This window comes from Vibrio sp. CB1-5 (genome assembly GCF_059412285.1).
This window is the reverse complement of record NZ_JBJHPB010000008.1, coordinates 21,142-42,662: the sequence shown is the minus strand read 5'-3', so window position 1 is coordinate 42,662 and position 21,521 is coordinate 21,142. Positions and strand designations below refer to the sequence as shown.

Here is a 21,521-nt window from a genome sequence, read left to right as displayed (position 1 = left end):
GGGGATTTACAATTTGTCAGCAGAGGATTTGTGAGGCAGTTTGGAGCATGCAAAAAAAATCGCGGCATAGCCGGGGGACCATACCGCGGGTGTCAATGACACCTTCGCTTGCTGCCGGAGTGATGTGGTCGCCCACATCACCTCTGGAATTTCGATTAACAGGAGCAGGTTGCTCTGTTGGGATTAACTATAAGTAATTCGACTTAATTTCCTTATAAAAAAAACGGCAACTTATCATGAGAATCCCGACATTTTAATTTTTTATACATAACGCGTTGTATTTTATGAGTTTTATATTTATTCAGGTTCGATTTGTGTCATTGTTTTGTCACGAGGATGAAGTTTTTGTCGATATTTTGACGTAATTGACGGACATGTTTTGACAAATAATACGTTTGCAATCCGGTTTAAATTGACATAGCGCAATGCGGAGAATAAGGTTACGCCTTTAAAATTACTGTTAATGTTAATATTTCTCATTACCAATTATAGTTTGGGTGAATAAGATGAAGCTTGCTGATTTGAACATAGGAAGCAGTGGAAAGATCACTGCGTTGACGGGACTATCGAGTGATGTCCGTAAAAAATTGATGGTAATGGGATTATTGCCGAATACAGAAGTAACAGTGATTCGACGCGCACCAATGGGCGACCCATTACAAATTGAAGTGCGTGGTGTCTCGTTGGCCGTTCGCCAAGCGATTGCACAATCAATCGAAGTGGAGCCTGCATAATGAACTACACCATTCTTACTGTAGGTAATCCAAATAGCGGCAAAACAACCTTGTTCAATGGATTGACTGGTGCCAAGCAGCAGGTGGGCAACTGGGCAGGTGTAACGGTTGAAAAGAAAACCGGTCAATACACGCATGCCGGAGATCAGTTCGAACTGACTGATCTGCCGGGTATCTATGCCCTAGACAGCGGCAACGATGGTAACAGTATCGATGAATCGATTGCGTCAAGAGCGGTTCTTACTCATCCAGCAGATCTGCTCATCAACGTGGTCGATGCGACGAGTCTAGAGCGCAGCCTTTATATGACCCTTCAGCTTCGCGAGCTTGGCCGCCCAATGGTCGTTGTGCTCAACAAGATGGATGCGCTAAAAAGAGAACGTATTAAGTTGGACATTGCAGGGCTTGAGAAAGCGCTGGGTTGTCCAGTGATGACATTATCTGCTACTGACAAAGATCAGGTTCGCGCACTAAAAGAGCGTTTGCACAAAACCGTTGTTCAAGGGCTGACTCTTGATGCACTCAGTATCAATTACGGTGCTGAGATGGAGCAGGCGATTGCTCAAGTAGAGCCTATCTTTGCTTCGGAATCCGTAAGCCCACGCGCGCTGGCGATTCGCGGCCTAGAAAATGACGTGATGGTGCTTAATGCACTATCGTCAGAGCAAAGAGATGAAATCGCGCTAGCGGGCAATCAAACTGGTGTGGATATTGACCTGCAAGTGGCTGATACCAAATATACTTATTTACACGAGCAGTGTAAGAAACTGCGTCGCAGCGAAGGCAAGCTGAGCCGTAGCTTTACGGAAAAAGTGGATGGCTTCATTCTCAATAAGTATGTCGGCGTTCCTTTCTTCTTCGTGGTCATGTATCTCATGTTCATGTTCTCTATCAACATAGGCAGTGCTTTCATCGATTTCTTCGATATCGGTGTCGGTGCGTTATTGGTTGATGGTGGACACTACCTTCTTGATGACCATTTACCAGTTTGGTTAGTGACGCTTATTGCTGATGGTGTTGGCGGTGGTATCCAAACGGTAGCGACATTCATTCCTGTAATCGCAGCACTGTATTTGTTCCTAGCAGTACTAGAGAGCTCTGGTTACATGTCACGCGCAGCGTTTGTGCTTGATAAAGTGATGCAAAAAATCGGCCTTCCGGGTAAAGCGTTTGTACCGCTGGTTCTTGGTTTCGGCTGTAACGTGCCTTCGATTATGGCGACACGTACACTAGACCAAGAGCGTGAGCGTAAACTCGCTGCGTCTATGGCGCCGTTTATGTCTTGTGGCGCTAGACTGCCAGTATACGCACTGTTTGCAGCGGCGTTTTTCCCAGAAAGTGGCCAGAATGTCGTGTTTGCACTTTACCTACTTGGTATTGTTGCCGCTGTTTTCACAGGCTTAGTGCTCAAGCACACCATTTACCCAGGCTCGAGTGACAGCCTAGTGATGGAGATGCCTGACTATGAATTGCCGACATTCCAAAACGTGATGATCAAAACATGGCAAAAGCTAAAGCGCTTTGTATTGGGCGCGGGTAAAACCATTGTTTTGGTCGTGACCATTCTAAGTTTCCTAAACTCAGTGGGTACTGATGGCTCATTTGGTAACGAAGACAGCGAAAACTCTGTTTTATCGAAAGCAGCTCAAGTAGTAACGCCAGTGTTTGCGCCTATGGGTGTTCAGCAAGACAACTGGCCTGCAACCGTGGGTATTATTACCGGTATTTTTGCGAAAGAAGCAGTAGTGGGTACATTAAATAGCCTTTACACCTCAAGCGAAGGTGAAGAGGGTGAATACGATTTATTTGCAAGCCTTCAAGAAGCGGTCGAGTCAATTCCAGCGAACCTAGCAGACCTCAGCTACTCTGATCCGCTAGGTGTTGATGTCGGTGACTTGTCTGACTCATCTGCAGTAGCGGAAGATCAAGAAGTCGATAGCTCTATTTTTGGTAACTTGAAAGGTTACTTTGTCACGAGTAATGCCGCGTTTGCTTACCTTATCTTCATCTTGCTGTACACGCCATGTGTCGCAGCGATGGGGGCTTACGTTAAAGAATTTGGTCAAAAGTACGCGCGCTTTATTGCAGTGTGGACTATGGGTCTAGCCTACGGCGGTGCAACGCTGTACTACCAAGTGACTCACTTTGCTCAGCACCCAATGACCAGTGCAGCATGGATTGCCGCTATCTTAGCTATTTGTGCCATCGTCTGGAAATTGCTTAAAAGCCAAGGTAAGAAACAGACCGAGCTGGAGATCCAAGTGGTATGATCCTGTTCCAGTTGAAAGCACACATTGAAGAAAACCCAGGCGTAAGTCGTCAGGACTTAGCAAAGCAGTTTGCTCTTAGTGAGGATGGTGTGGATGCGATGCTGGCGGTCTGGATTCGAAAAGGAAAGCTTTCAAGGACGGAAGACTGTGATAAGAAAGGTCAGGTGGTTCGTGTGAGGTATCATGTGAATCAGACAGATAGCCTCTCTTTGAACGTAACCATGTAGCGTTAAAAAGGTAATAGCAAAAAGCTCCGACACTGTCGGAGCTTTTTATTGGGTGATGTTTAAGTACGTCTGAACAATTACGCCTTTTTGAACAGCTCACTATTCAAAAGTTGTGCTTGGATGCGTTCAGCCAAACCTTGTTGCTCGTCATTGCTGCGATACTCACCTTTTGCATTACCCCAAAGTGGCCCAGGCCACGCCAAGTCATCTTTATATCTTACAATATGGTGAACATGCAGTTGCGGTACCATATTTCCCAGCGCGCCGAAATTGAGTTTGTCTGGAGTGAACAGTGCCTCTAGCGCCAAGTTAACTACTTCTGACTCAATCAAGAATTGCTGCTGCTCTTGCATTGGCAGGTGATGCAGTTCAGTTAGGTCTGCTTTTTTCGGGACGAGGATAACCCAAGGTACGGAGTTGTCACGGTGCAGTAGCGCCAGACTCAATGGAAATTCACCAAGTAGGGTGGTGTCTTTTTTTAGTTGCGGGTGCAGTTCAAAGCTCATTGCAGTTGCTCACATTAAACGGGATACAAAAAAGGCGAGCTGCTTACGCATCTCGCCTTCTATTATGAACGGTAATTCAACAAATTACATTCTTTCTAGTGTCTCGATACCCAGTAGCTCAAGACCTTGTTTGATCGTCTTAGCAGTCAGTGCAGCTAGACGTAGACGGCTTTGCTTAACCGCTTCGTCTTCTGCAACTAGGATTGGACATGCTTCGTAGAAGCTAGAGAATTGACCTGCTAGTTCGAATAGGTAGCTACACATGATGTGAGGCTGACCTTCACGAGCCACAGACTCAACCGCTTCTTCAAATTGCAGAAGCTTAGCAACCAGTGCTTTCTCTTTTTCGTCAGTGATCTTGATGTCGCCAGTAAGCTCATCCATAGATACACCAGCTTTAGCAAATACAGAGGCTACACGCGTGTAAGCGTACTGCATGTATGGTGCTGTGTTACCTTCGAACGCAAGCATGTTGTCCCAGTCGAACACGTAGTCCGTGGTACGGTGCTTAGAAAGGTCTGCGTATTTAACCGCTGCCATAGCAACTGTGTTCGCGATGTTTGCTTTCTCTTCGCTAGCAAGTTCCGGGTTCTTCGACTCGATAAGCGCGTTTGCACGCTCGATAGCTTCATCTAGAAGATCCGCAAGACGAACAGTGCCGCCAGCACGTGTTTTAAATGGACGACCATCTTTACCTAGCATCATACCGAACGCATGGTGCTCAAGCGTCGTTGACTCTGGCACGTAGCCGGCTTTGCGAACGATAGTCCACGCTTGCTGAAGGTGCTGATGCTGACGTGAATCGATAAAGTAAAGTACGCGATCAGCGCCTAGCTGTTCGTAACGGTACTTAGCACATGCGATATCAGTGGTGGTGTATAGGAAGCCGCCATCGCGTTTTTGGATGATAACGCCCATTGGCTCACCATCTTTGTTTTTGTATTCATCTAGGAATACAACTTGTGCGCCGTCATCTTCAACCGCTAGGCCTTTTTCTTGAAGATCTTTTACGATAGCTGGAAGCATGTCGTTGTACATGCTCTCGCCCATAACGTCTTCACGAGTGAGTGATACGTTTAGACGGTCGTAGTTACGCTGGTTTTGAATCATAGTGATATCAACCAGTTTCTTCCACATCTCAGCGCAGAACTCATCACCACTTTGCAGTTTAACTACGTAGTTACGAGCGCGTACTGCGAACTCTTCGTCTTCATCGTAAAGCTTTTTAGATTCACGGTAGAAGGCCTCTAGATCAGAAAGTTCCATTGAAACTTCACCAGACTCTTTTTGAACGCGCTCTAGGTTTGCGATAAGCATACCGAACTGAGTACCCCAGTCACCGATGTGGTTTGCACGAACAACCTTGTGGCCAAGGAACTCAAGAGTACGAACAACCGCATCACCGATGATGGTTGAACGCAGGTGACCAACGTGCATTTCTTTAGCTACGTTTGGTGCAGAGTAGTCAGCAACGATGGTTTGTTGAGCTTGTGTCGCGACACCTAGGCGAGCGTCTGCAAGTGCTTCATCAGCTTGCTGAGCGAGAAACTCTTCGCTTAGGAAGATGTTGATAAAACCAGGACCTGCAATTTCAGTTTTGCTAGCAATTCCATCTAGGTCCAAAACGTCCAGAACTTTTTGCGCGAATTCTCGTGGATTAGTGCCCAACTTCTTAGCAACGCCCATGACACCGTTTGCTTGGTAGTCACCAAACTGTGGTTTTGCTGATTGGCGAACAGCCGCAGGACTGCCTGCAGGTGCGCCAGCGGCTTCAAGAGCCTGAGATACTTTGTCGTTGATCAGTGCTTGGATATTCACACGCATTTCCTTCAAAACTTGGCTTCAATTCTTGGAATTGGATTTAATCTAGTAAATTGGCGCACATAATAGCAACTTTAGCGCCGCTCACCTAGGGGGAAAGTTTGTATTTTTTCTGATTCTAGCTCAATCCTGCTACTATTTGGCGTTTGATGACCAAAGTGAGCACGAAAAAATGCAACAAACCCTTTTAGAAAAAGGTCTAGTGCCTTCTGCAATGTTGAATAAAATCGATGATTTTCTGGATAATATTCAGGCTTTGTGCAGCCTATTAGCTATCGATTTATCTGCTTATCAAGCCGATCACATTGCGCTGCGTATCAACGATGGTGAGTTGGCAAAAGCGGCGCATTATGCATGGCTCGACTATGGCAAAGTGATCTCTGAGGCTCAAATTAATGGCCGCCCAATTATTGTACTGGAGTTTGATAATCCAATAGTAACCCGCTGTTGGACGATTGAGTGTTTAGAGTTGCCTTACCCAGCCGTTGGTAAAACACATCCGGTTGAAGACTGGGAGCATGTCGAGTTTGTGGTGCCATCGAAGGCGCAGACAGCAGACGTATTTTTGCAAGACTTGTATGCGAAGTTCCCTGATCTTGAAAGCCAGCTTGAGAAGGCAAAAGCGCAAGGTGTGAAAGTGAAGTTATCGAGCCCGAAAGGCGAAGGGGAGCGATTGGCCAACCCAACAGTTGCGTTTAAATTCAATAACATCTGTATCAAGTTACACCCACACAGTTTGAAAAATATCGTGGCTTCTGAGCAAGATTAGATCGTTACCGAAAGCAATGAGTACTAAAAAGCCCTTTACACATGCAGTGACAAGGGCTTTTTAACAGGAATAATTCTATAAGCTAGCGCTAAAGGATCACGGTCTTGTTGCCGTAAACGAACACGTGATCGTTAATCACTTTGTTGAGTGCTTTCGACAATACGTTTTTCTCAACGTCGCGACCTGCTTGCGCCATATCGGCGGCACTAAAGTTGTGGTCTACTGGAATCACGTCCTGCTTGATGATCGGCCCCTCGTCTAGGTCGTTGGTCACAAAGTGCGCCGTTGCACCAATGATTTTTACACCGCGGTCATAAGCTTGCTGATAAGGTTTCGCGCCGATAAAGGCTGGTAAGAAACTGTGGTGAATATTGATGATCTTATGGTGATACTTTTCAACGAAGGTTGGCGTAAGCACACGCATGTATTTGGCAAGCACTAGATAGTCAGCATCGTATTGGTCGATGGCTTCGAGCATTTTCGTTTCATGTTCTTCGCGGCTAAGACCTTCGTGAGAGACGCAGTGGTATGGGATATCAAACTTCTCTGTTAAGCCTTGAAGAATGTCATAGTTACCAATGACAGCGGCAATGTCGACATTTAGGCTGCCATCAAAGTTTTTCATTAAGATATCACCAAGACAATGTGCTTCTTTGGTGACTAGAATCACGACGCGTTTACGAGATGAGTCGACAAGCTTACGCTTGGTGCCTTTTGGAAGAGCGTGGTCTAGGTCAGCAAGGAAGGTCTCATCGTTGAAGTAGCCCTCAAGCTCAGTGCGCATAAAGAAATGACCGCTGGTGTTATCCACAAACTCATTGTTATGGATGATGTTGAGCTGGTGCTTGTAACAGATGTTGGTGATCTTTGAGATCAGTCCAGGCGCATCGCTGCAATGCGTAAGAAGGGTTTTCTTTTCCATGATTTACTGCTTCCGTGAAAATATTGTCGTTACCTCATGATGGTGAGTGGCTGCCAAGTCTTATGCTTAGGCGAACACAAACATTGAGTTGTGTTGGGCTCACATGAGGATTTAATTTGGGTGCGATCTATGAAGGTTGTACGCAATCTAACCGACATTATTAATCTATTCTGTGCAAGGTTTCAACAAAAGATGTGACCTAAACTGTTTTGTTGCCAGGCGCCAGAAGACAATTCGCTTTTCAGAGCCGCTTTTGAACGAGTGGATTTCAGTTTTTGAACTGCAAAGGGTTTGGGTATACTAGGCCAATTGTTTGCAATCAGCGGTGCCAAATGGGTTCACGTACAATCAACAAAGCTTTTGCCTCCGATGGAGCGCTGGGCTCAGTTATTCCGGGTTTTCAGCCTCGTCAACCTCAGCTTGATATGGCGAACGCCGTCGAGCAAGCGATTGCACATCAAACCCAATTGGTGGTTGAAGCAGGAACGGGGACGGGTAAAACATTTGCTTATTTGGTTCCGGCGCTGCTTAGCGGGAAGAAAACCATCATCAGTACTGGCTCAAAGAATCTTCAAGAGCAGTTGTTCCACCGTGATTTACCCTTAATGGTCGAAGCACTTGGTTTTCATGGACAAGTCTCACTGCTAAAAGGACGTTCTAACTATTTGTGCCTCGATAGACTGAGCCGCCAAATGGTCGAGAGCCACACCACCGAAACCCAGACTGATTTGCTGTCACAGTTGGTTAAAGTGCGTTCGTGGTCATCGGAAACCAAATCCGGAGATTTGGGTGAGTGTGACGCCATTGCTGAAGACAGCCCGATCATTCCAACCATCACTTCAACCAATGACAATTGCCTAGGCAAAGAGTGCCCAAGCTACGAAGATTGCTTTGTGCTTAAAGCAAGGCGACGCGCGCTCGATTCCGACGTTGTGGTAGTGAACCATCATCTGTTTATGGCCGATTTAGCTATCAAAGAGACCGGATTTGGCGAGCTTATTCCTGAAGCTGACGTATTCATCTTCGACGAAGCGCATCAGATCCCAGACATCGCCAGTCAATACTTCGGTCAGTCCATATCGAGTCGCCAAATTCAGGATTTGTGTAAAGATATCGAGATAGGTTATCGCACCGAAGCGCGTGACATGCGTCAGCTACAAAAAGCGGGAGAGCGCCTATCACAAGCCGCTATGGAGATGCGAATCATCCTCGGTGATACCGGATTTCGAGGCAACTGGCGAGATGCCATTGCATCGCCGAACATTAAGCGAGAAATGGAGCGCTTGATGGATGCACTAGAGTTTGTCATTGAGGTACTAAAGTTGGCATTGGGCCGTAGCCAACTCCTGGATACCGCGTTCGAACGTGCCAACTTAATCAAAGGGCGTCTAGAGCGTGTTTGTGATGTGACTATCATCGGTTATTCCTATTGGTACGACACCTCTCCGCGACATTTTAGCCTACATATCACGCCGCTCACCGTCGCAGACAAGTTCCATGAGCAGGTCGAAATGAAAGGCGGAGCTTGGATATTCACCTCGGCAACTCTCGCGGTTTCCGATGACTTTGGGCATTTCACGTCGCGTCTAGGCTTAGTGCCTAAGCAGCAGTTTTCTCTGCCGAGTCCGTTTGATTATCCCAAGCAAGCAAGGCTTTGTGTGCCGCGTTATTTACCGGAGCCAAACAGTCCGGGACTCGCCAATAAGTTGGTGAGCATGCTGGCGCCTGTGATTGAACAAAACCAAGGACGATGCTTCTTTTTATGTACCTCACACAGCATGATGCGTGAGCTGGGGGAGAAGTTTCGTGAAACCTTGTCACTGCCTGTCTTACTCCAAGGAGAGACCAGTAAACAAAAAACGTTGGCAGAGTTTATGGAGCTTGGCAACGCGCTGCTGGTGGCGACAGGCGCTTTTTGGGAAGGAATAGATGTTAGAGGTGACACCTTGAGCTGTGTTATCATCGACAAATTACCGTTTACCGCACCCGATGATCCCTTGCTTAAAGCTCGGATTGAAGATTGTAAACTGCAGGGCGGCGACCCGTTCCAGCAGGTACAAATACCGGATGCGGTGATTACCCTGAAACAGGGCGTGGGGCGTTTGATTCGCGATCAGAAAGACCAGGGGGCACTCATTATCTGCGATAACCGATTGGTGACGCGTGATTACGGTGCAACCTTTTTATCCAGTTTGCCGCCTATTCCACGCACTCGAGATCTTGGTGTAATAAAACAGTTTTTAGCTCAGGACATGGCGCCTGAAGCGACAGAAGAACAAATTGAGAAATAAATGACTTACAAAATACTCGCGATCGATACCGCAACCGAAAATTGCTCCGTGGCTTTGCTGGTGGGTGACACGACATACTCACGCAGTGAACTTGCTCCGCGTGACCACACTAAAAAAGTGCTGCCAATGGTGGATGAGCTACTTAAAGAAGCGGGCCTGACCTTGGCTGAGCTTGACGCTTTAGCGTTTGCTCGTGGCCCTGGTAGTTTTACTGGCGTACGTATTTGTATTGGTATCGCGCAAGGCTTGGGCTTTGGTGCTGATTTACCAATGGTTGGTATTTCGACGCTAAAAGCAATGGCGCAAGGCGCGTATCGTGTTGGCGGCGCAACAACGGTTGCAAGTGCGATTGATGCGCGCATGAGTGAGGTGTATTGGGGACGCTTTGAGCGTCTTGAGTCTGGTGATTGGCAGGATGTTGATCAAGAGCAAGTCGTACCGCCGAGTGTATTAGCTGAGAACTTAGTGAAAGACGAACACACTTGGGCAACAGCTGGCACAGGCTGGGAAGCATACGTAGAAACGCTATCAACCCTAGCTATCGACACTCAAGCCTCACAGGTTCAGTTCCCAGAAGCGCAAGATATCGCTTATCTTGCTCAGTTTGAGCTGGCAAAGGGCAATACTGTTCCAGCAGAAGAAGCGAGTCCAGTGTACCTACGTGATACTGTCGCTTGGAAAAAGCTGCCGGGCAGAGAGTAATCAAGGAGAGGGCTAGCTGGTACATCGCTAGCCCGACTAGACTATGGTTTCGATAAACGGCTTACCTTTCATACCCAACCAGCGTAAGACACAAAAAGCCAATGCAAAAAAGGCAGTGTCGAAGCCTTCCACGTCTCAATCTTCGCAACCAACAAGCCAATCTACTCAGGTTACCAAAGTCGCTCAAGCGGTAGCGCACTCGGTCAAACACCTATCCGACGCTGACCTGGCCAAGGCTCAGGTTCAGTATGATCTTCCAGAAGGCCGATCGAAGAAGGCTCTGGAAGAGTATATGAATGTCATGAATCGAGCTAAGCGCGAGGAACTCCAACAGTTGCTTGGTGTCGATATCTATATATGATAATAAGAGTCATTTGCTTTAAAGTGGATTTGCTTTAGAGCCAACTTGCTTTAATTAGGGTAAACCCAGTTATGAAAACACTTCTGAAACTCAGCAGTATTTTGGCATTAAGTGCCATTTTGAGTGCATGTGGCAGCCTTCCCGATACCTTAGCGACCACGAATGACAATGTAGTGGCGACCTATAAAGGCGTCATGGATACCAGCGATAACACTGAAGTCCGCCTGGGCGGTGTTATTGATACGGTAAAAAATCTCGCTGATCGAACGCGTATCGAGGTGGTCAACCTTCCGATTGATGAGTATGGAAAGCCCGACATCAGTGAAGAGCCTAATGGCCGTTTTATCGCCTACGTCGACGGTTTTGTTGACCCGATTACTTATGCTCAAGGACGTTTAGTCACAGTCGGTGGTTATAAAGAGGGGCTTGAGCGTGGCAAAATTGGTGAATATGAAGGCGATTTTCCTGTTATCAAAGCGTATGGCAATTACTTGTGGCGCGTTGAAGAGCGCTTAATTATCAACAGAGATTTTGGCGGTTATAGTTCTTGTTGGGGCTATTACTGTGATGGCTTCTACTATCATGGCGGCCCGAGTACCGGCAGAGTCATCAAAGAGGTGAAGTAGGATTGGACTCTAGCTTCAAAGAACAGTCGGTCAAGATAGATGACAGAATGGTTGCCTATCTTGAGCGCTCAGCGACAAAAACGGCCGCAAAGACGGTCGTTTTTATTCATGGTTGGATGGATAACGCAGCCAGCTTCCACGCACTATTTCCACTGGTTGAGCAGTATGCTCCCAACTGGCGAGTTATCGCGATTGATTTACCTGGTCATGGTCACTCGAGCCATAAGAGTGAGCATCACTTTTATAACTTTCATGACTACATTGACGATCTTCACCGCATTTTGGTTAAACTTCACGCGGTTGATGTGTGCTTGGTGGGTCATTCACTTGGTGCATTGATTGCGAGTTGCTATAGTGCAGCCTTTCCAGAAAAAGTGTCTTGTTTAGTTCAAATCGAAGCGCATATCCCACTTTCGGAATCACCGCAGCTGAGCCCTGAGCGTTTGAGAAAAGGCATCGAAAGCCGAGAGCGCTGGCGCAATAAAACCGCCAAATCCATCCCTTCAAAACAAGATGCGATTGCGATGCGTAAACGCGCGACCAAACTCCCAACCGAAGCGGTACTGCCGATTGTCGAGCGCGATCTCAGGCAATTGGGAGATAAGTGGGTTTGGCGACATGACAGTAAGCTCAAATGCGAGTCGGTCTATCGGATGAGTGAGCCGCAAGCCTTGGCGATTATGGAGGCAGTCACGGTGCCTCACCTGATCATACTTGGCCAGCGTGGGTACGCTTATTTACAGCGCCAAGAGTGTTTGCCGCCGCTTCGCAACGCGCAGATTGAGATGGTAGAGGGTGATCACCATTGCCATTTGGAATCACCTGAGCAGGTATTTGAACTAATACTTGGACGAGTTAACAAAAATTAAACAAGTGTTTGAGTCTTTCGTGCGCTAACTGGTCTGCTGTGTTGTAATGGCAGGAATAATAAAACATTCATAGTCCCATAAAGTGTTAACAATATTTTAAAGCAACACTGAAATCTGCCTATGAAACGAAAGAGTGACCTTACACGCAAGGAGTAGAATTGTGGATAAACCTTGGCTTTCTCGATACCCAAGCGATGTGCCTGAGCAAATCAATCCAGATCAGTACCCCTCTCTAGTCGAAATGTTCGAACAGTCGATTCACAAATATGCAGACCAACCTGCGTTTGTGAATATGGGTTCGGTAATGACATTCCGCAAACTGGAAGAGCGTAGCCGAGCGTTTGCAGCGTACTTGCAAAATGAGCTAAAACTGCAAAAAGGCGATCGCGTTGCGATCATGATGCCAAACTTGCTGCAATACCCAATCGCGCTATTTGGTGTACTGCGTGCCGGTCTTATTGCCGTGAACGTGAACCCTCTCTACACACCACGTGAGCTTGAGCACCAATTGAATGATGCCGATGCGAAAGCCATCGTTATCGTTTCAAACTTTGCCAGTACGCTTGAGCAAGTCGTTGATAAAACGCCAATCAAGCACGTGGTACTGACAAGTCTTGGCCAAATGCTGCCAACCGCAAAGGGGACGATTGTCGATTTCGTGGTTAAGTACGTCAAAGGCATGGTGCCTAAGTATGACTTGCCAGGTGCGATTTCATTTAAAAAAGCGCTAAGTAAAGGTCGCCGTTTGCAATACGTGAAGCCGTTTATGACGGGTGATGATATTGCTTTCTTGCAATACACCGGTGGTACCACAGGTGTTGCGAAAGGGGCAATTCTGACACACCGCAACATGATTGCTAACGTAATGCAGGCGAAGGGCATGTACGCGCCGGTGTTGAACGAAGGTCGTGAGCTAGTCGTTACCGCACTGCCGCTGTACCACGTATTCGCACTAACGGTAAACTGTTTGCTATTTATTGAAATGGGTGGGCAAAACCTGCTTATCACCAACCCGCGCGATATTCCGGGCTTTGTGAAAGAGCTGCAAAAGTACCCATTTACTGCGATTACGGGTGTAAATACCCTATTTAACGCACTCATCAACAATGAAGATTTCCATGAGCTCGACTTCCGCGGCCTTCGATTGGCTGTAGGTGGTGGCATGGCAGTGCAGCGCGCTGTTGCAGAGCAGTGGAAAAAGACCACAGGCTGCTTCCTGCTGGAAGGTTATGGCCTTACGGAATGTTCTCCATTGGTAGCTGCGTATCCGCACGATCTAACAGAATACAATGGCTCGATTGGCTTACCGGTGCCATCAACGGAAGTGCGCATTGTCGATGAAGACGGCAACCCAGTGGAAGGTGACGGCAAAGGTGAGCTGCAAGTTCGCGGCCCACAAGTCATGCAAGGTTACTGGCAGCGTGCTGAAGCGACAAAAGAGGTGATCAACCAAGAAGGTTGGTTGTCGACGGGTGATATCGTTGAGTTCGATAATGACGGCTTCTTGCACATCGTTGACCGTAAGAAAGACATGATTTTGGTTTCAGGCTTTAACGTCTATCCAAATGAAATCGAAGATGTTGTGGCGCTCAATGACAAGGTACTGGAAGTCGCTGCGATTGGTGAAGCGAATGAAGCTTCTGGCGAGATCGTTAAGATCTTCGTGGTTAAGAAGGACAACTCGCTGACCAAAGAAGAGATCATCGATCACTGTCGTCAGCATCTAACGGGTTACAAGATCCCGAAACGAGTTGAATTTAGAGACGATCTACCAAAGACTAACGTCGGTAAGATCTTGCGCCGCGTATTGCGTGAAGAAAACGACGCAAAACTGCTCAAGACCTCAGAGAAGACAGTTTAAGTTAACGTTTGATTACAATCAGTGCTAAAATGCCAGCCCGCAAAGCTGGCATTTTTTATGAAGAGAGATTGAGTGGAATACCAAATAGTAACAGAGTTTGCCGAGCTAGAGTCGGTATGCAGCAAGGCTCGTGAATCCGATGTCGTGATGCTGGACACTGAGTTTGTGCGCATTCGTACTTATTATCCTAAGCTGGGTTTGATTCAGCTTTATGATGGTGAACAGCTGTCTCTCATCGACCCACTCACAATCAGTGACTTCACACCGTTCATTGAGCTTCTTAAGGACACGTCAGTATTGAAGGTGCTGCACGCTTGTGGTGAAGACCTAGAAGTGTTTGCTAACAGCTTCAATTGCATGCCTTACCCTATGGTTGATACGCAGATCATGGCGGCATTTTTAGGGCATGGCTTGTCGACAGGCTTCGCTGCCTTAGTGCAAGAGTATCTTGATGTTGAGCTTGATAAGAGTGAATCTCGTGCCGACTGGGTTGCGCGTCCTCTGACTGATAAGCAGCTCGACTATGCAGCAGCCGATGTTTACTTCCTATGGCCACTTTACTTTAAGTTGTTTGCAAAAGTGGAAGCCAAAGAGTGGTGGGAAGCGGCGCAGCAAGAATCTGATCTCTTGATGCAAAAGCGCGGACGAACGCCTAATCCTGAGAATGCCTACCTAGATATAAAAGGAGCTTGGCAGCTTAAACGTAAACAGCTTGCAGTGTTAAAACCATTGGCGACTTGGCGTTTTAATGAAGCGTTAAAACGTGACTTGGCCTTGAACTTTATCATCAAAGAGCAAGAGCTGTGGACGGTTGCCCGTCACGGTTTGAAAAAGCCAAAGCAGATGGAGCAAGAGGGCATTGACCCAAGAGCTATTCGCCGACACGGTGAGCGTATTGCGGCCATCGTTAAACATGCTCAGCAAACGCCGGAAGAAGATTTCCCAGAGAAAATCGAACGTCTCATGGATTTCCCTGGCTACAAACAAGTCTTTAAAGTACTAAAAGATGAAGTGAAAAAAGCCGCCCAACACAGCGGTTTAGCGACGGAGTTTTTGGCGTCTAAAAAGCAGCTAAATCAGTATCTATCTTGGGTTTGGAAGCATCAGCGCGATCCTGCTAAGCTGCCGGATGTGATGCAAGGTTGGCGTTTGGAACTGTTTGGTCGTCAGCTTGACCAAGTAATGGACGCTTAATCACGCACGCAAGTTCACAGTGCTACTGACTAACAAAAAGGCTCGCCATTGCGAGCCTTTTTAGCATCTATTTTTCGTCTTCTGGAAGCTGCACGTTGAGCTCTAGAACCGAAATGTCATCGTCTTTGTGTTCGAACGACAGATCTACCATGGATGGGTCAACGTCGACGTACTTAGCGATCACTTTAAGGATATCTTCCTTTAATTGCGGTAAGTAAGACGGAGAAGGCGAGCCTTCACTGCGTCTCTCTGCAACAATGATTTGCAAACGTTCTTTCGCTAGGTTTGCTGAGGTCTTCTTCTGCGGGCGGAAAAACTCAAGTAAAGACATAGCTTACCCCCCGAATAGACGTTTGAAGATACCTTTCTTCTGCTCTGTTAAGAAGCGGAAGTCGACTTGCTCACCTAGTAGACGGTCAACGGTGTCTGAATACGCCATACCCGCATCAGACTCGTCATCAAAAATGACTGGCACACCTTTGTTTGAGGCATTCAGTACCGCTTGGCTCTCTGGAATAACGCCAAGCAGTGAAATGTGTAGGATCTCTTCCACATCTTCAACCGACAGCATTTCGCCTTGTGTTACGCGTGCTGGGTTGTAGCGAGTTAGCAGTAGATGCTGCTTAACCGGCTCTTTGCCTTCTTCTGCACGGCGCGACTTAGAATCAAGAATGCCAAGAATGCGGTCTGAATCGCGAACCGAAGAGACTTCTGGGTTAGTAGTTACAATCGCTTCATCAGCGAAGTACAACGCCATTAGAGCGCCTTGTTCAATGCCCGCAGGTGAATCACAAATCACGAAGTCGAAACCCATTTCATCTAGGTCGTCTAGCACGCGGCGCACGCCTTCTTTGGTTAGAGCGTCTTTGTCACGAGTTTGTGAGGCAGGCAGAATGAATAGGTTGTCAGTGCGCTTATCTTTAATCAGCGCTTGGTTTAGCGTTGCTTCGCCATTGATGACGTTAACAAAGTCATACACCACACGACGCTCACAACCCATGATTAGGTCGAGGTTACGTAAGCCGATGTCGAAGTCGATCACCGCCGTTTTTTTACCTTTGAGCGCAAGACCCGATGCGATAGCCGCGCTCGAAGTCGTCTTACCTACGCCGCCTTTACCCGACGTTACCACAATAATGCGTGCCATTTATTGTTTTCCTTAAAATTCTATATCGTGAGGATCTCGAAATCGAGTTGGTCGTCGGTCATCCCGAACAGCACCTTTTTACCCCAATATTCACGTTCAATCTGATCGCTGAGCCAGTAGTTCCCTGCTATGGAGACTAGTTCAGCTTGAAGGTTGTTGCAGAGAATTTTAGCATCGCGTGAGCCACTCGCCCCTGCGATTGCTCTGCCTCTGAGTGTGCCATGGATATGAATGGTGCCGTCAGCAATGACTTCGGCGCCCGCACTCACATGGCTTAATATGACAAGGTCACTGTTTTTGGCATAGATCTGTTGACCGGAGCGCACTGGGGTACGAACGATTTTGGTCGGTTCCATTTTAGCAGGCGCTTGAGGGGGCGCTTTACTCGCTGTCATCACTGCAAAACCTGCCTGCGAAGCGAGGTTTTGAATGCGTTTGTCCTGACAGCCAGTGATGCCTACAGCAATCATACCTATCTCTTCGATACCCAGTTTTAGGTCGACAAAGTTAAGGTCGCCCTCGACTTTGCTCACATTGATCACTACAGGAGCTGAGGCGAAAAAGGTGGGAGCTTGAGAGACTTTTTGCTGTAAAAATTGAACTGCTTTGGAAACATCGTTGTCAGAAAGATGCAACACCGATAAGGTGAAGCTACTGCCTTTCAGATCTGGGGATTGAGACATTGATGATCAAATCCTTGTGCCATTGACATTGCTTTTGATTAGGTTTGCCAATGTAACCGTATCTAGAGGTCACTTGGGAATATTCATGTTATATTTCAACACTAGATACAGCAAGCTATCTTGCTCTCAAATGGATAATTAACTCTCAATTTTCCATAAACTAACTCAATTATTTCTTCGACTTGAGAAGATAGGCAACCACAAGAGATACAACCATGCTTTGTTCAATCTATAAAAGCACTAAAAAAGACGGGGCATACCTGTACATTGCTAAGAAAGACGACTTTACACCAGTACCAGATGCGCTCATGGAGATGTTTGGCCGACCTCAGTTTGTGATGGTTGTGAACCTTGCTGGTCGCAAGTTGGCCTTGGTGGACGTGGAGAAAGTGAAAGCCTCGATCAACGAGGAGGGCTTTTTCTTACAATTGCCACCACCGCCAGAAAACTTGCTAGATAAATATAAAGAGCAGAAAGCTCAGCAAAAATAGTCCGAATGCTCAGGGGAGGGCACGGTGAAAACGATATTGTCAGTGATACTAGGAGCAAGCCTAGCCACAAGCGCAGCAGCGCAACAAAAGGAATCCTTCGAGGAGTATGTCGCAGGCCTCAAGCAAGAAGCACGTGCCAAAGGGATTTCCGAGCAAATTTTAACAGAAGCCTTTGCTGGGGTTGAATATAAACCTAGAGCGGTAAAAGCCGACCGCAACCAGCCCGAGAAAAAACTCACTTTGGATGAATACATTCCAAGAGCGGTGCCAGACTGGAAAGTCGAACAGGCGAAAGAGCTGCACGATAAGCACTACGCTGAGCTAAAACGTATTGGCGATGAGTATGGCGTCCAGCCGCGCTTTATTGTGGCGCTTTGGGGTGTGGAAAGTAACTTTGGCCGCTTCACAGGGAATTACCGCGTCATCGATGCGCTGTCGACCATGGCTTATGAAGGGCGACGCGAAGCCTTCTTCCGCAGTGAAGCACTTGCCGCTCTGACTATTCTAGAACAAGGGCATATTGCACCAGCGGACATGAAAGGGTCTTGGGCTGGGGCGATGGGTCAAAGTCAGTTTATGCCAAGCTCTTTCTTGAACTTTGCTGCCGATGGTAACGGCGATGGTAAGAAAGACATTTGGGACTCGGAAGCAGACGTATTTGCTTCAACTGCGAACTATCTTGCGCAATCTGGTTGGGATGATAAATACACTTGGGGTCGTCAAGTCAAAGTGCCACAAGGTTTTTCTCCAGAGCTGCAAGGTCGTGAGTCTGAAAAAGGCAAGCTACTGCAAGAGTGGAGCAAGTTAGGTGTCACCAAATACGATGGTCGTCCGTTGCCACAATTGGATGAAGACATCAAAGCATGGCTCATTATGCCCGATGATGAAAATGGTCGTGTCTACTTGGTATACAACAACTACAACGTACTCATGAAGTGGAATCGCTCGTATTATTTTGCTTTAGCGGTGAGTCATTTAGCTGATCGTATTGCGATGAAGTAGTCGTGGTTGAAGGCGCTCTTTGAGTGTTCGTGCCGCGCAATAATCAACAGAAAAGGGCTCAACGTACTCAGGCCGCGTACGTTGAGCCCTTTAATTATCTTAGCCAGTCACTTTTTCTAAGAAACTCGCCAACTCATCCACTGCCTGCTTATTGGCAGATTGAACTGTGACTTCAGTGCCTTTTACTAACTGCAGTGTTTGCAGTTTAAATAAGTTTTTGGCGGTGGCCGTTTTCCCTTTTGATACTATTTCGACATCTTCAGCGTACTGCTTCGCTTGTTTAACAAACTGTGCTGCAGGTCTGGTGTGTAGGCCACTTTCCGCTGTAATTACGGCATTTTTCTTATACATAGCGTTGTCCCCTCTTTAGTCGACGAATATCTCTGACTCTGTTTGTACCTAACGCGAGGTACGAATACTGTGACAAAGAGGCAAAGTTTCTAAAACAAGGGCGATGTGTAGGAGAAATTGAGAGGGAGTTAACGTTATATGACTGATTTTTAGAGGGAAAGCTCGTGCGACAAGCTGGGAGGTAACAGTAAGGGAGCGAACTCCCTTACTTCATGGATTACTTCTTAGCAGTGTGGAACTGCTCGCACGCAATCATAGTGTTCTCAATCAGGCTTGCCACCGTCATAGGACCAACGCCGCCAGGAACTGGGGTAATGAAGCTTGCGTTGTCTTTGGCAACATCGTACTCAACGTCACCAACTAGGGTGCCATTTTCCAAACGGTTGATGCCCACATCGACCACAACCGCGCCTTTTTTGATCCAGTGACCAGGAACAAAGTTTGGCTTACCAACAGCCACAACGACCACGTCCGCTTGACGCACGTGACTCTCTAAGTCTTTAGTGAATCGGTGACAGGTTGTTGTTGTACAACCAGCCAACAACAGCTCTAGCGTCATTGGGCGACCAACAATATTAGATGCACCCACAATCACCGCGTGCTTACCACGAAGTTGAATGTTGTAACGATCAAGGAGAGTGATAATGCCTTTCGGCGTGCACGAGCGTAGCTTAGGAATGCGTTGCGCTAGACGGCCCACGTTGTATGGGTGGAAGCCATCGACATCTTTTTCTGGGATGATTCGCTCAAGAACGTGAGTCGTATCGATACCTGCAGGAAGCGGCAATTGCACCAAGATCCCATCAACCTCTGGGTCATTGTTCAGCTCATCAACTAGGCTTAATAGCTCTTCTTCGGTTGCGCTAGCTGGCAAGTCGTAAGACTTAGAAACAAAGCCTACTTCTTCACACGCGCGGCGCTTGCTGCCCACATAAACCTGCGAGGCTGGGTCTTCACCCACTAAAACAACGGCTAACCCCGGCGCTCGAAGTCCTGCGTCCGTTCTCGCTTTAACACGAGCGGCGACTTCTGAGCGTACAGTTTGAGAAATGAGTTTCCCATCAATGTTTTGAGCAGACATAATTTTCCTTGAGAAAGTTAATTGACTGTTATTTTTGTGTGCATTGTCCCAGAAAACTATTTCAAAAGCTACAACGCAAACGTTTGCATCGGTGTGTTTTTCGTCTTTTGCTGATATGTTGACTTTTTTTTGGGCGTTTAAACCGCTCAAAGCAATAAAGCCATTGATTTACCTCTCCTAACTCGTATAATTCTTTCCCTGTAGCGCGCCCTTAGCTCAGCTGGATAGAGCACGTCCCTTCTAAGGATGTGGTCGTAGGTTCGAATCCTACAGGGCGTGCCATTATTTAAGACCCCTGATAGCTCTATGAGTTGTCAGGGGTTTTTCGTTTTAATTCTTAGGATCTGCTACACTTTTTGCAATTAATCATCTGAGAACTCGTGATGTCTTTTTCTAACCTCGGCTTAAGCCAACTTATATTGGATGCAGTAGCATCGCTTGGCTATCAAAAGCCAACCACGATTCAATCAAAAGCAATTCCGATTGTCCTAAAAGGTGAAAACCTGATTGCAGCGGCACAAACTGGTACTGGTAAAACGGCGAGTTTTGTGTTGCCTATTCTAGAGAAGCTAAGCCAAAGCGAAACCCAGCGAAAGAAGCGTGCTCGCGCGATCATCTTAACGCCGACTCGTGAACTAGCACTGCAGGTAAACCAAAGTATTGAAGCCTACGCACAGCATTTGCCTTTAAAGTCGATGGCAATGTTTGGTGGTGTGGATTACGCTCCACAAAAACAAGCGCTGATTGATGGCGTTGATATTGTCGTTGCCACTCCTGGCCGCTTGATTGATTTGTACGGTCAGCGCGCGATTCATTTTGATGAACTCGAAGTACTGGTGTTAGATGAAGCCGATAAGATGCTTGATATGGGTTTTATCGAAGCCATCAACAAAATCATCGCACGCGTACCAGAAGATGCACAAAACCTGCTGTTTTCGGCAACGCTGTCTAACCCAGTTCGGGAGTTAGCAAAATCGGCGATCCGCGATCCTGAAGAGATCTCGATTACCAAACATAGCGCGTCAAAGAGCAACATCAAGCAGTGGATTGTCACGGTCGATAAAGATATGAAATCTTCGCTGCTAAGTCACATGCTACAAACGAATGACTGGAAGCAAGCACTGATTTTTATTGAGACTAAACACGGCGCTGCTAAATTAGTTAGCCAGCTTGAAAAGCGTGGCATTGTCGCCGAAGCGTTCCATAGTGGTCGTAACCAGAAGGTTCGTCAGCAATTGATTGAATCGTTTAAGGCTGGTGAAATCCAGTACCTAGTCGCAACGGGTGTTGCTGCGCGTGGTATTGACATTGAAAACCTACCTGTGGTTATCAACTATGACTTACCATTCCCTGCGGATGAATATGTGCATCGTATTGGTCGTACAGGTCGCGCTGAAGCTGAAGGAGAGGCTGTATCCTTGGTCTCTAAAGATAACTTCAAAAACCTTTGCATGATTGAAAGTCGTTTAGGCCATTTGCTTGACCGAGTAGAGATTGAAGGTTTTGCACCACGAAAACCGGTGCCAATCTCGATTTTGAATTACGTACCAAAGCACAAACGCGAAGCAAAAGATTGATGAAAAAATGCCCCTGATTTGTGTCAGGGGCATTTT

General features: G+C 47.0%; 22 protein-coding genes and 1 tRNA gene. 15 read left to right on the top strand and 8 right to left on the bottom strand.

The window, feature by feature from the left end:
* Nucleotides 1-506 precede the first annotated feature (506 nt).
* From ACJB0T_RS08080 to ACJB0T_RS08070, 3 genes are read left to right on the top strand one after another with little or no spacing between them, the layout of a single operon-like run.
* Nucleotides 507-734, top strand: a complete 228-nt coding sequence (locus ACJB0T_RS08080) for a FeoA family protein (RefSeq protein WP_479288920.1) — start codon at nucleotides 507-509, stop codon at nucleotides 732-734.
* Complete coding sequence (feoB, locus tag ACJB0T_RS08075; protein WP_479288922.1) at nucleotides 734-3,004, top strand: Fe(2+) transporter permease subunit FeoB; 2,271 nt, start codon at nucleotides 734-736, stop codon at nucleotides 3,002-3,004. Before ACJB0T_RS08080 ends, feoB begins: the two co-directional genes overlap by 1 nt.
* Nucleotides 3,001-3,231 carry a FeoC-like transcriptional regulator gene (locus ACJB0T_RS08070; protein WP_479288924.1) on the top strand — a complete coding sequence of 77 codons (231 nt, stop codon included), beginning with the start codon at nucleotides 3,001-3,003 and terminating at the stop codon, nucleotides 3,229-3,231. The genes feoB and ACJB0T_RS08070 overlap by 4 nt, the downstream gene beginning before the upstream one ends.
* Nucleotides 3,232-3,308: 77 nt before the next feature.
* Here ACJB0T_RS08070 and ACJB0T_RS08065 read toward each other — a convergent pair whose 3' ends face one another.
* Nucleotides 3,309-3,737 carry an HIT domain-containing protein gene (locus ACJB0T_RS08065; protein WP_479288925.1) on the bottom strand — a complete coding sequence of 143 codons (429 nt, stop codon included), beginning with the start codon at nucleotides 3,735-3,737 and terminating at the stop codon, nucleotides 3,309-3,311.
* An 84-nt stretch (nucleotides 3,738-3,821) separates the two neighbouring features.
* Nucleotides 3,822-5,555 carry an arginine--tRNA ligase gene (gene argS / locus ACJB0T_RS08060; protein ID WP_479288927.1) on the bottom strand — a complete coding sequence of 578 codons (1,734 nt, stop codon included), beginning with the start codon at nucleotides 5,553-5,555 and terminating at the stop codon, nucleotides 3,822-3,824.
* Between the two features lie 175 nt (nucleotides 5,556-5,730).
* Here argS and ACJB0T_RS08055 point away from each other — a divergent pair, with 175 nt between their 5' ends.
* Nucleotides 5,731-6,327 (top strand): VOC family protein, encoded by a 597-nt coding sequence (locus tag ACJB0T_RS08055; RefSeq protein WP_479288929.1) that lies wholly within the window; start codon nucleotides 5,731-5,733, stop codon nucleotides 6,325-6,327.
* A gap of 88 nt (nucleotides 6,328-6,415) precedes the next feature.
* On the opposite strand, the gene purU is transcribed toward ACJB0T_RS08055, so the two are convergent.
* A complete protein-coding gene (gene purU / locus ACJB0T_RS08050; protein WP_479288931.1) occupies nucleotides 6,416-7,249 on the bottom strand; it encodes a formyltetrahydrofolate deformylase in 834 nt (277 codons plus the stop codon).
* 332 nt (nucleotides 7,250-7,581) lie between these two features.
* On the opposite strand from purU, the gene yoaA reads away from it, so the two are divergent.
* The 7 genes from yoaA (at nucleotide 7,582) to rnd (ending at nucleotide 15,153) form a co-directional block, all read left to right on the top strand.
* On the top strand, nucleotides 7,582-9,540 hold the full coding sequence (gene yoaA, locus ACJB0T_RS08045) for a DNA repair helicase YoaA (protein WP_479288933.1): 1,959 nt from the start codon (nucleotides 7,582-7,584) through the stop codon (nucleotides 9,538-9,540).
* Nucleotides 9,541-10,242: a tRNA (adenosine(37)-N6)-threonylcarbamoyltransferase complex dimerization subunit type 1 TsaB gene (gene tsaB / locus ACJB0T_RS08040; RefSeq protein WP_479288935.1), complete on the top strand. Its 702-nt coding sequence runs from the start codon at nucleotides 9,541-9,543 to the stop codon at nucleotides 10,240-10,242.
* A gap of 43 nt (nucleotides 10,243-10,285) precedes the next feature.
* A complete protein-coding gene (locus ACJB0T_RS08035) occupies nucleotides 10,286-10,603 on the top strand; it encodes a chromosome partitioning protein ParA (protein WP_479288937.1) in 318 nt (105 codons plus the stop codon).
* A 71-nt stretch (nucleotides 10,604-10,674) separates the two neighbouring features.
* Nucleotides 10,675-11,229, top strand: a complete 555-nt coding sequence (locus ACJB0T_RS08030; RefSeq protein ID WP_479288939.1) for a Slp family lipoprotein — start codon at nucleotides 10,675-10,677, stop codon at nucleotides 11,227-11,229.
* Between the two features lie 47 nt (nucleotides 11,230-11,276).
* Nucleotides 11,277-12,098, top strand: coding sequence for an alpha/beta fold hydrolase (locus ACJB0T_RS08025; RefSeq protein WP_479292200.1), 822 nt, complete (start codon nucleotides 11,277-11,279; stop codon nucleotides 12,096-12,098).
* A gap of 160 nt (nucleotides 12,099-12,258) precedes the next feature.
* On the top strand, nucleotides 12,259-13,959 hold the full coding sequence (fadD, locus tag ACJB0T_RS08020; RefSeq protein WP_479288940.1) for a long-chain-fatty-acid--CoA ligase FadD: 1,701 nt from the start codon (nucleotides 12,259-12,261) through the stop codon (nucleotides 13,957-13,959).
* A gap of 72 nt (nucleotides 13,960-14,031) precedes the next feature.
* On the top strand, nucleotides 14,032-15,153 hold the full coding sequence (gene rnd, locus ACJB0T_RS08015) for a ribonuclease D (protein ID WP_479288942.1): 1,122 nt from the start codon (nucleotides 14,032-14,034) through the stop codon (nucleotides 15,151-15,153).
* A 67-nt stretch (nucleotides 15,154-15,220) separates the two neighbouring features.
* Here the strand turns inward: rnd and minE are convergent, their stop codons facing one another.
* From minE to minC, 3 genes are read right to left on the bottom strand one after another with little or no spacing between them, the layout of a single operon-like run.
* Nucleotides 15,221-15,484 carry a cell division topological specificity factor MinE gene (minE, locus tag ACJB0T_RS08010; protein WP_042476441.1) on the bottom strand — a complete coding sequence of 88 codons (264 nt, stop codon included), beginning with the start codon at nucleotides 15,482-15,484 and terminating at the stop codon, nucleotides 15,221-15,223.
* A gap of 3 nt (nucleotides 15,485-15,487) precedes the next feature.
* A complete protein-coding gene (minD, locus tag ACJB0T_RS08005; RefSeq protein WP_042500940.1) occupies nucleotides 15,488-16,300 on the bottom strand; it encodes a septum site-determining protein MinD in 813 nt (270 codons plus the stop codon).
* Nucleotides 16,301-16,320: 20 nt separating this feature from the next.
* Nucleotides 16,321-16,983: a septum site-determining protein MinC gene (gene minC / locus ACJB0T_RS08000; RefSeq protein ID WP_479288944.1), complete on the bottom strand. Its 663-nt coding sequence runs from the start codon at nucleotides 16,981-16,983 to the stop codon at nucleotides 16,321-16,323.
* A 215-nt stretch (nucleotides 16,984-17,198) separates the two neighbouring features.
* Between minC and ACJB0T_RS07995 the strand changes: the two genes are divergently transcribed.
* Together ACJB0T_RS07995 and ACJB0T_RS07990 are read left to right on the top strand one after the other, a co-directional pair.
* The gene (locus tag ACJB0T_RS07995; RefSeq protein WP_042500946.1) at nucleotides 17,199-17,474 is read left to right on the top strand and encodes a YcgL domain-containing protein; all 276 of its coding nucleotides are present in this window, start codon (nucleotides 17,199-17,201) and stop codon (nucleotides 17,472-17,474) included.
* Nucleotides 17,475-17,498: 24 nt separating this feature from the next.
* Nucleotides 17,499-18,476, top strand: coding sequence for a lytic murein transglycosylase (locus ACJB0T_RS07990; protein WP_479288946.1), 978 nt, complete (start codon nucleotides 17,499-17,501; stop codon nucleotides 18,474-18,476).
* 99 nt (nucleotides 18,477-18,575) lie between these two features.
* Here the strand turns inward: ACJB0T_RS07990 and ACJB0T_RS07985 are convergent, their stop codons facing one another.
* Together ACJB0T_RS07985 and folD are read right to left on the bottom strand one after the other, a co-directional pair.
* Nucleotides 18,576-18,827 carry an HPr family phosphocarrier protein gene (locus tag ACJB0T_RS07985; RefSeq protein ID WP_112461249.1) on the bottom strand — a complete coding sequence of 84 codons (252 nt, stop codon included), beginning with the start codon at nucleotides 18,825-18,827 and terminating at the stop codon, nucleotides 18,576-18,578.
* A gap of 217 nt (nucleotides 18,828-19,044) precedes the next feature.
* Nucleotides 19,045-19,908: a bifunctional methylenetetrahydrofolate dehydrogenase/methenyltetrahydrofolate cyclohydrolase FolD gene (gene folD / locus ACJB0T_RS07980; protein WP_042501001.1), complete on the bottom strand. Its 864-nt coding sequence runs from the start codon at nucleotides 19,906-19,908 to the stop codon at nucleotides 19,045-19,047.
* Nucleotides 19,909-20,113: 205 nt separating this feature from the next.
* On the opposite strand from folD, the gene ACJB0T_RS07975 reads away from it, so the two are divergent.
* Nucleotides 20,114-20,190, top strand: a tRNA-Arg gene (locus ACJB0T_RS07975).
* Between the two features lie 101 nt (nucleotides 20,191-20,291).
* Entirely contained in the window at nucleotides 20,292-21,485 is a 1,194-nt protein-coding gene (locus ACJB0T_RS07970) for a DEAD/DEAH box helicase (RefSeq protein WP_479288947.1), read from the top strand.
* Nucleotides 21,486-21,521 lie beyond the last annotated feature (36 nt).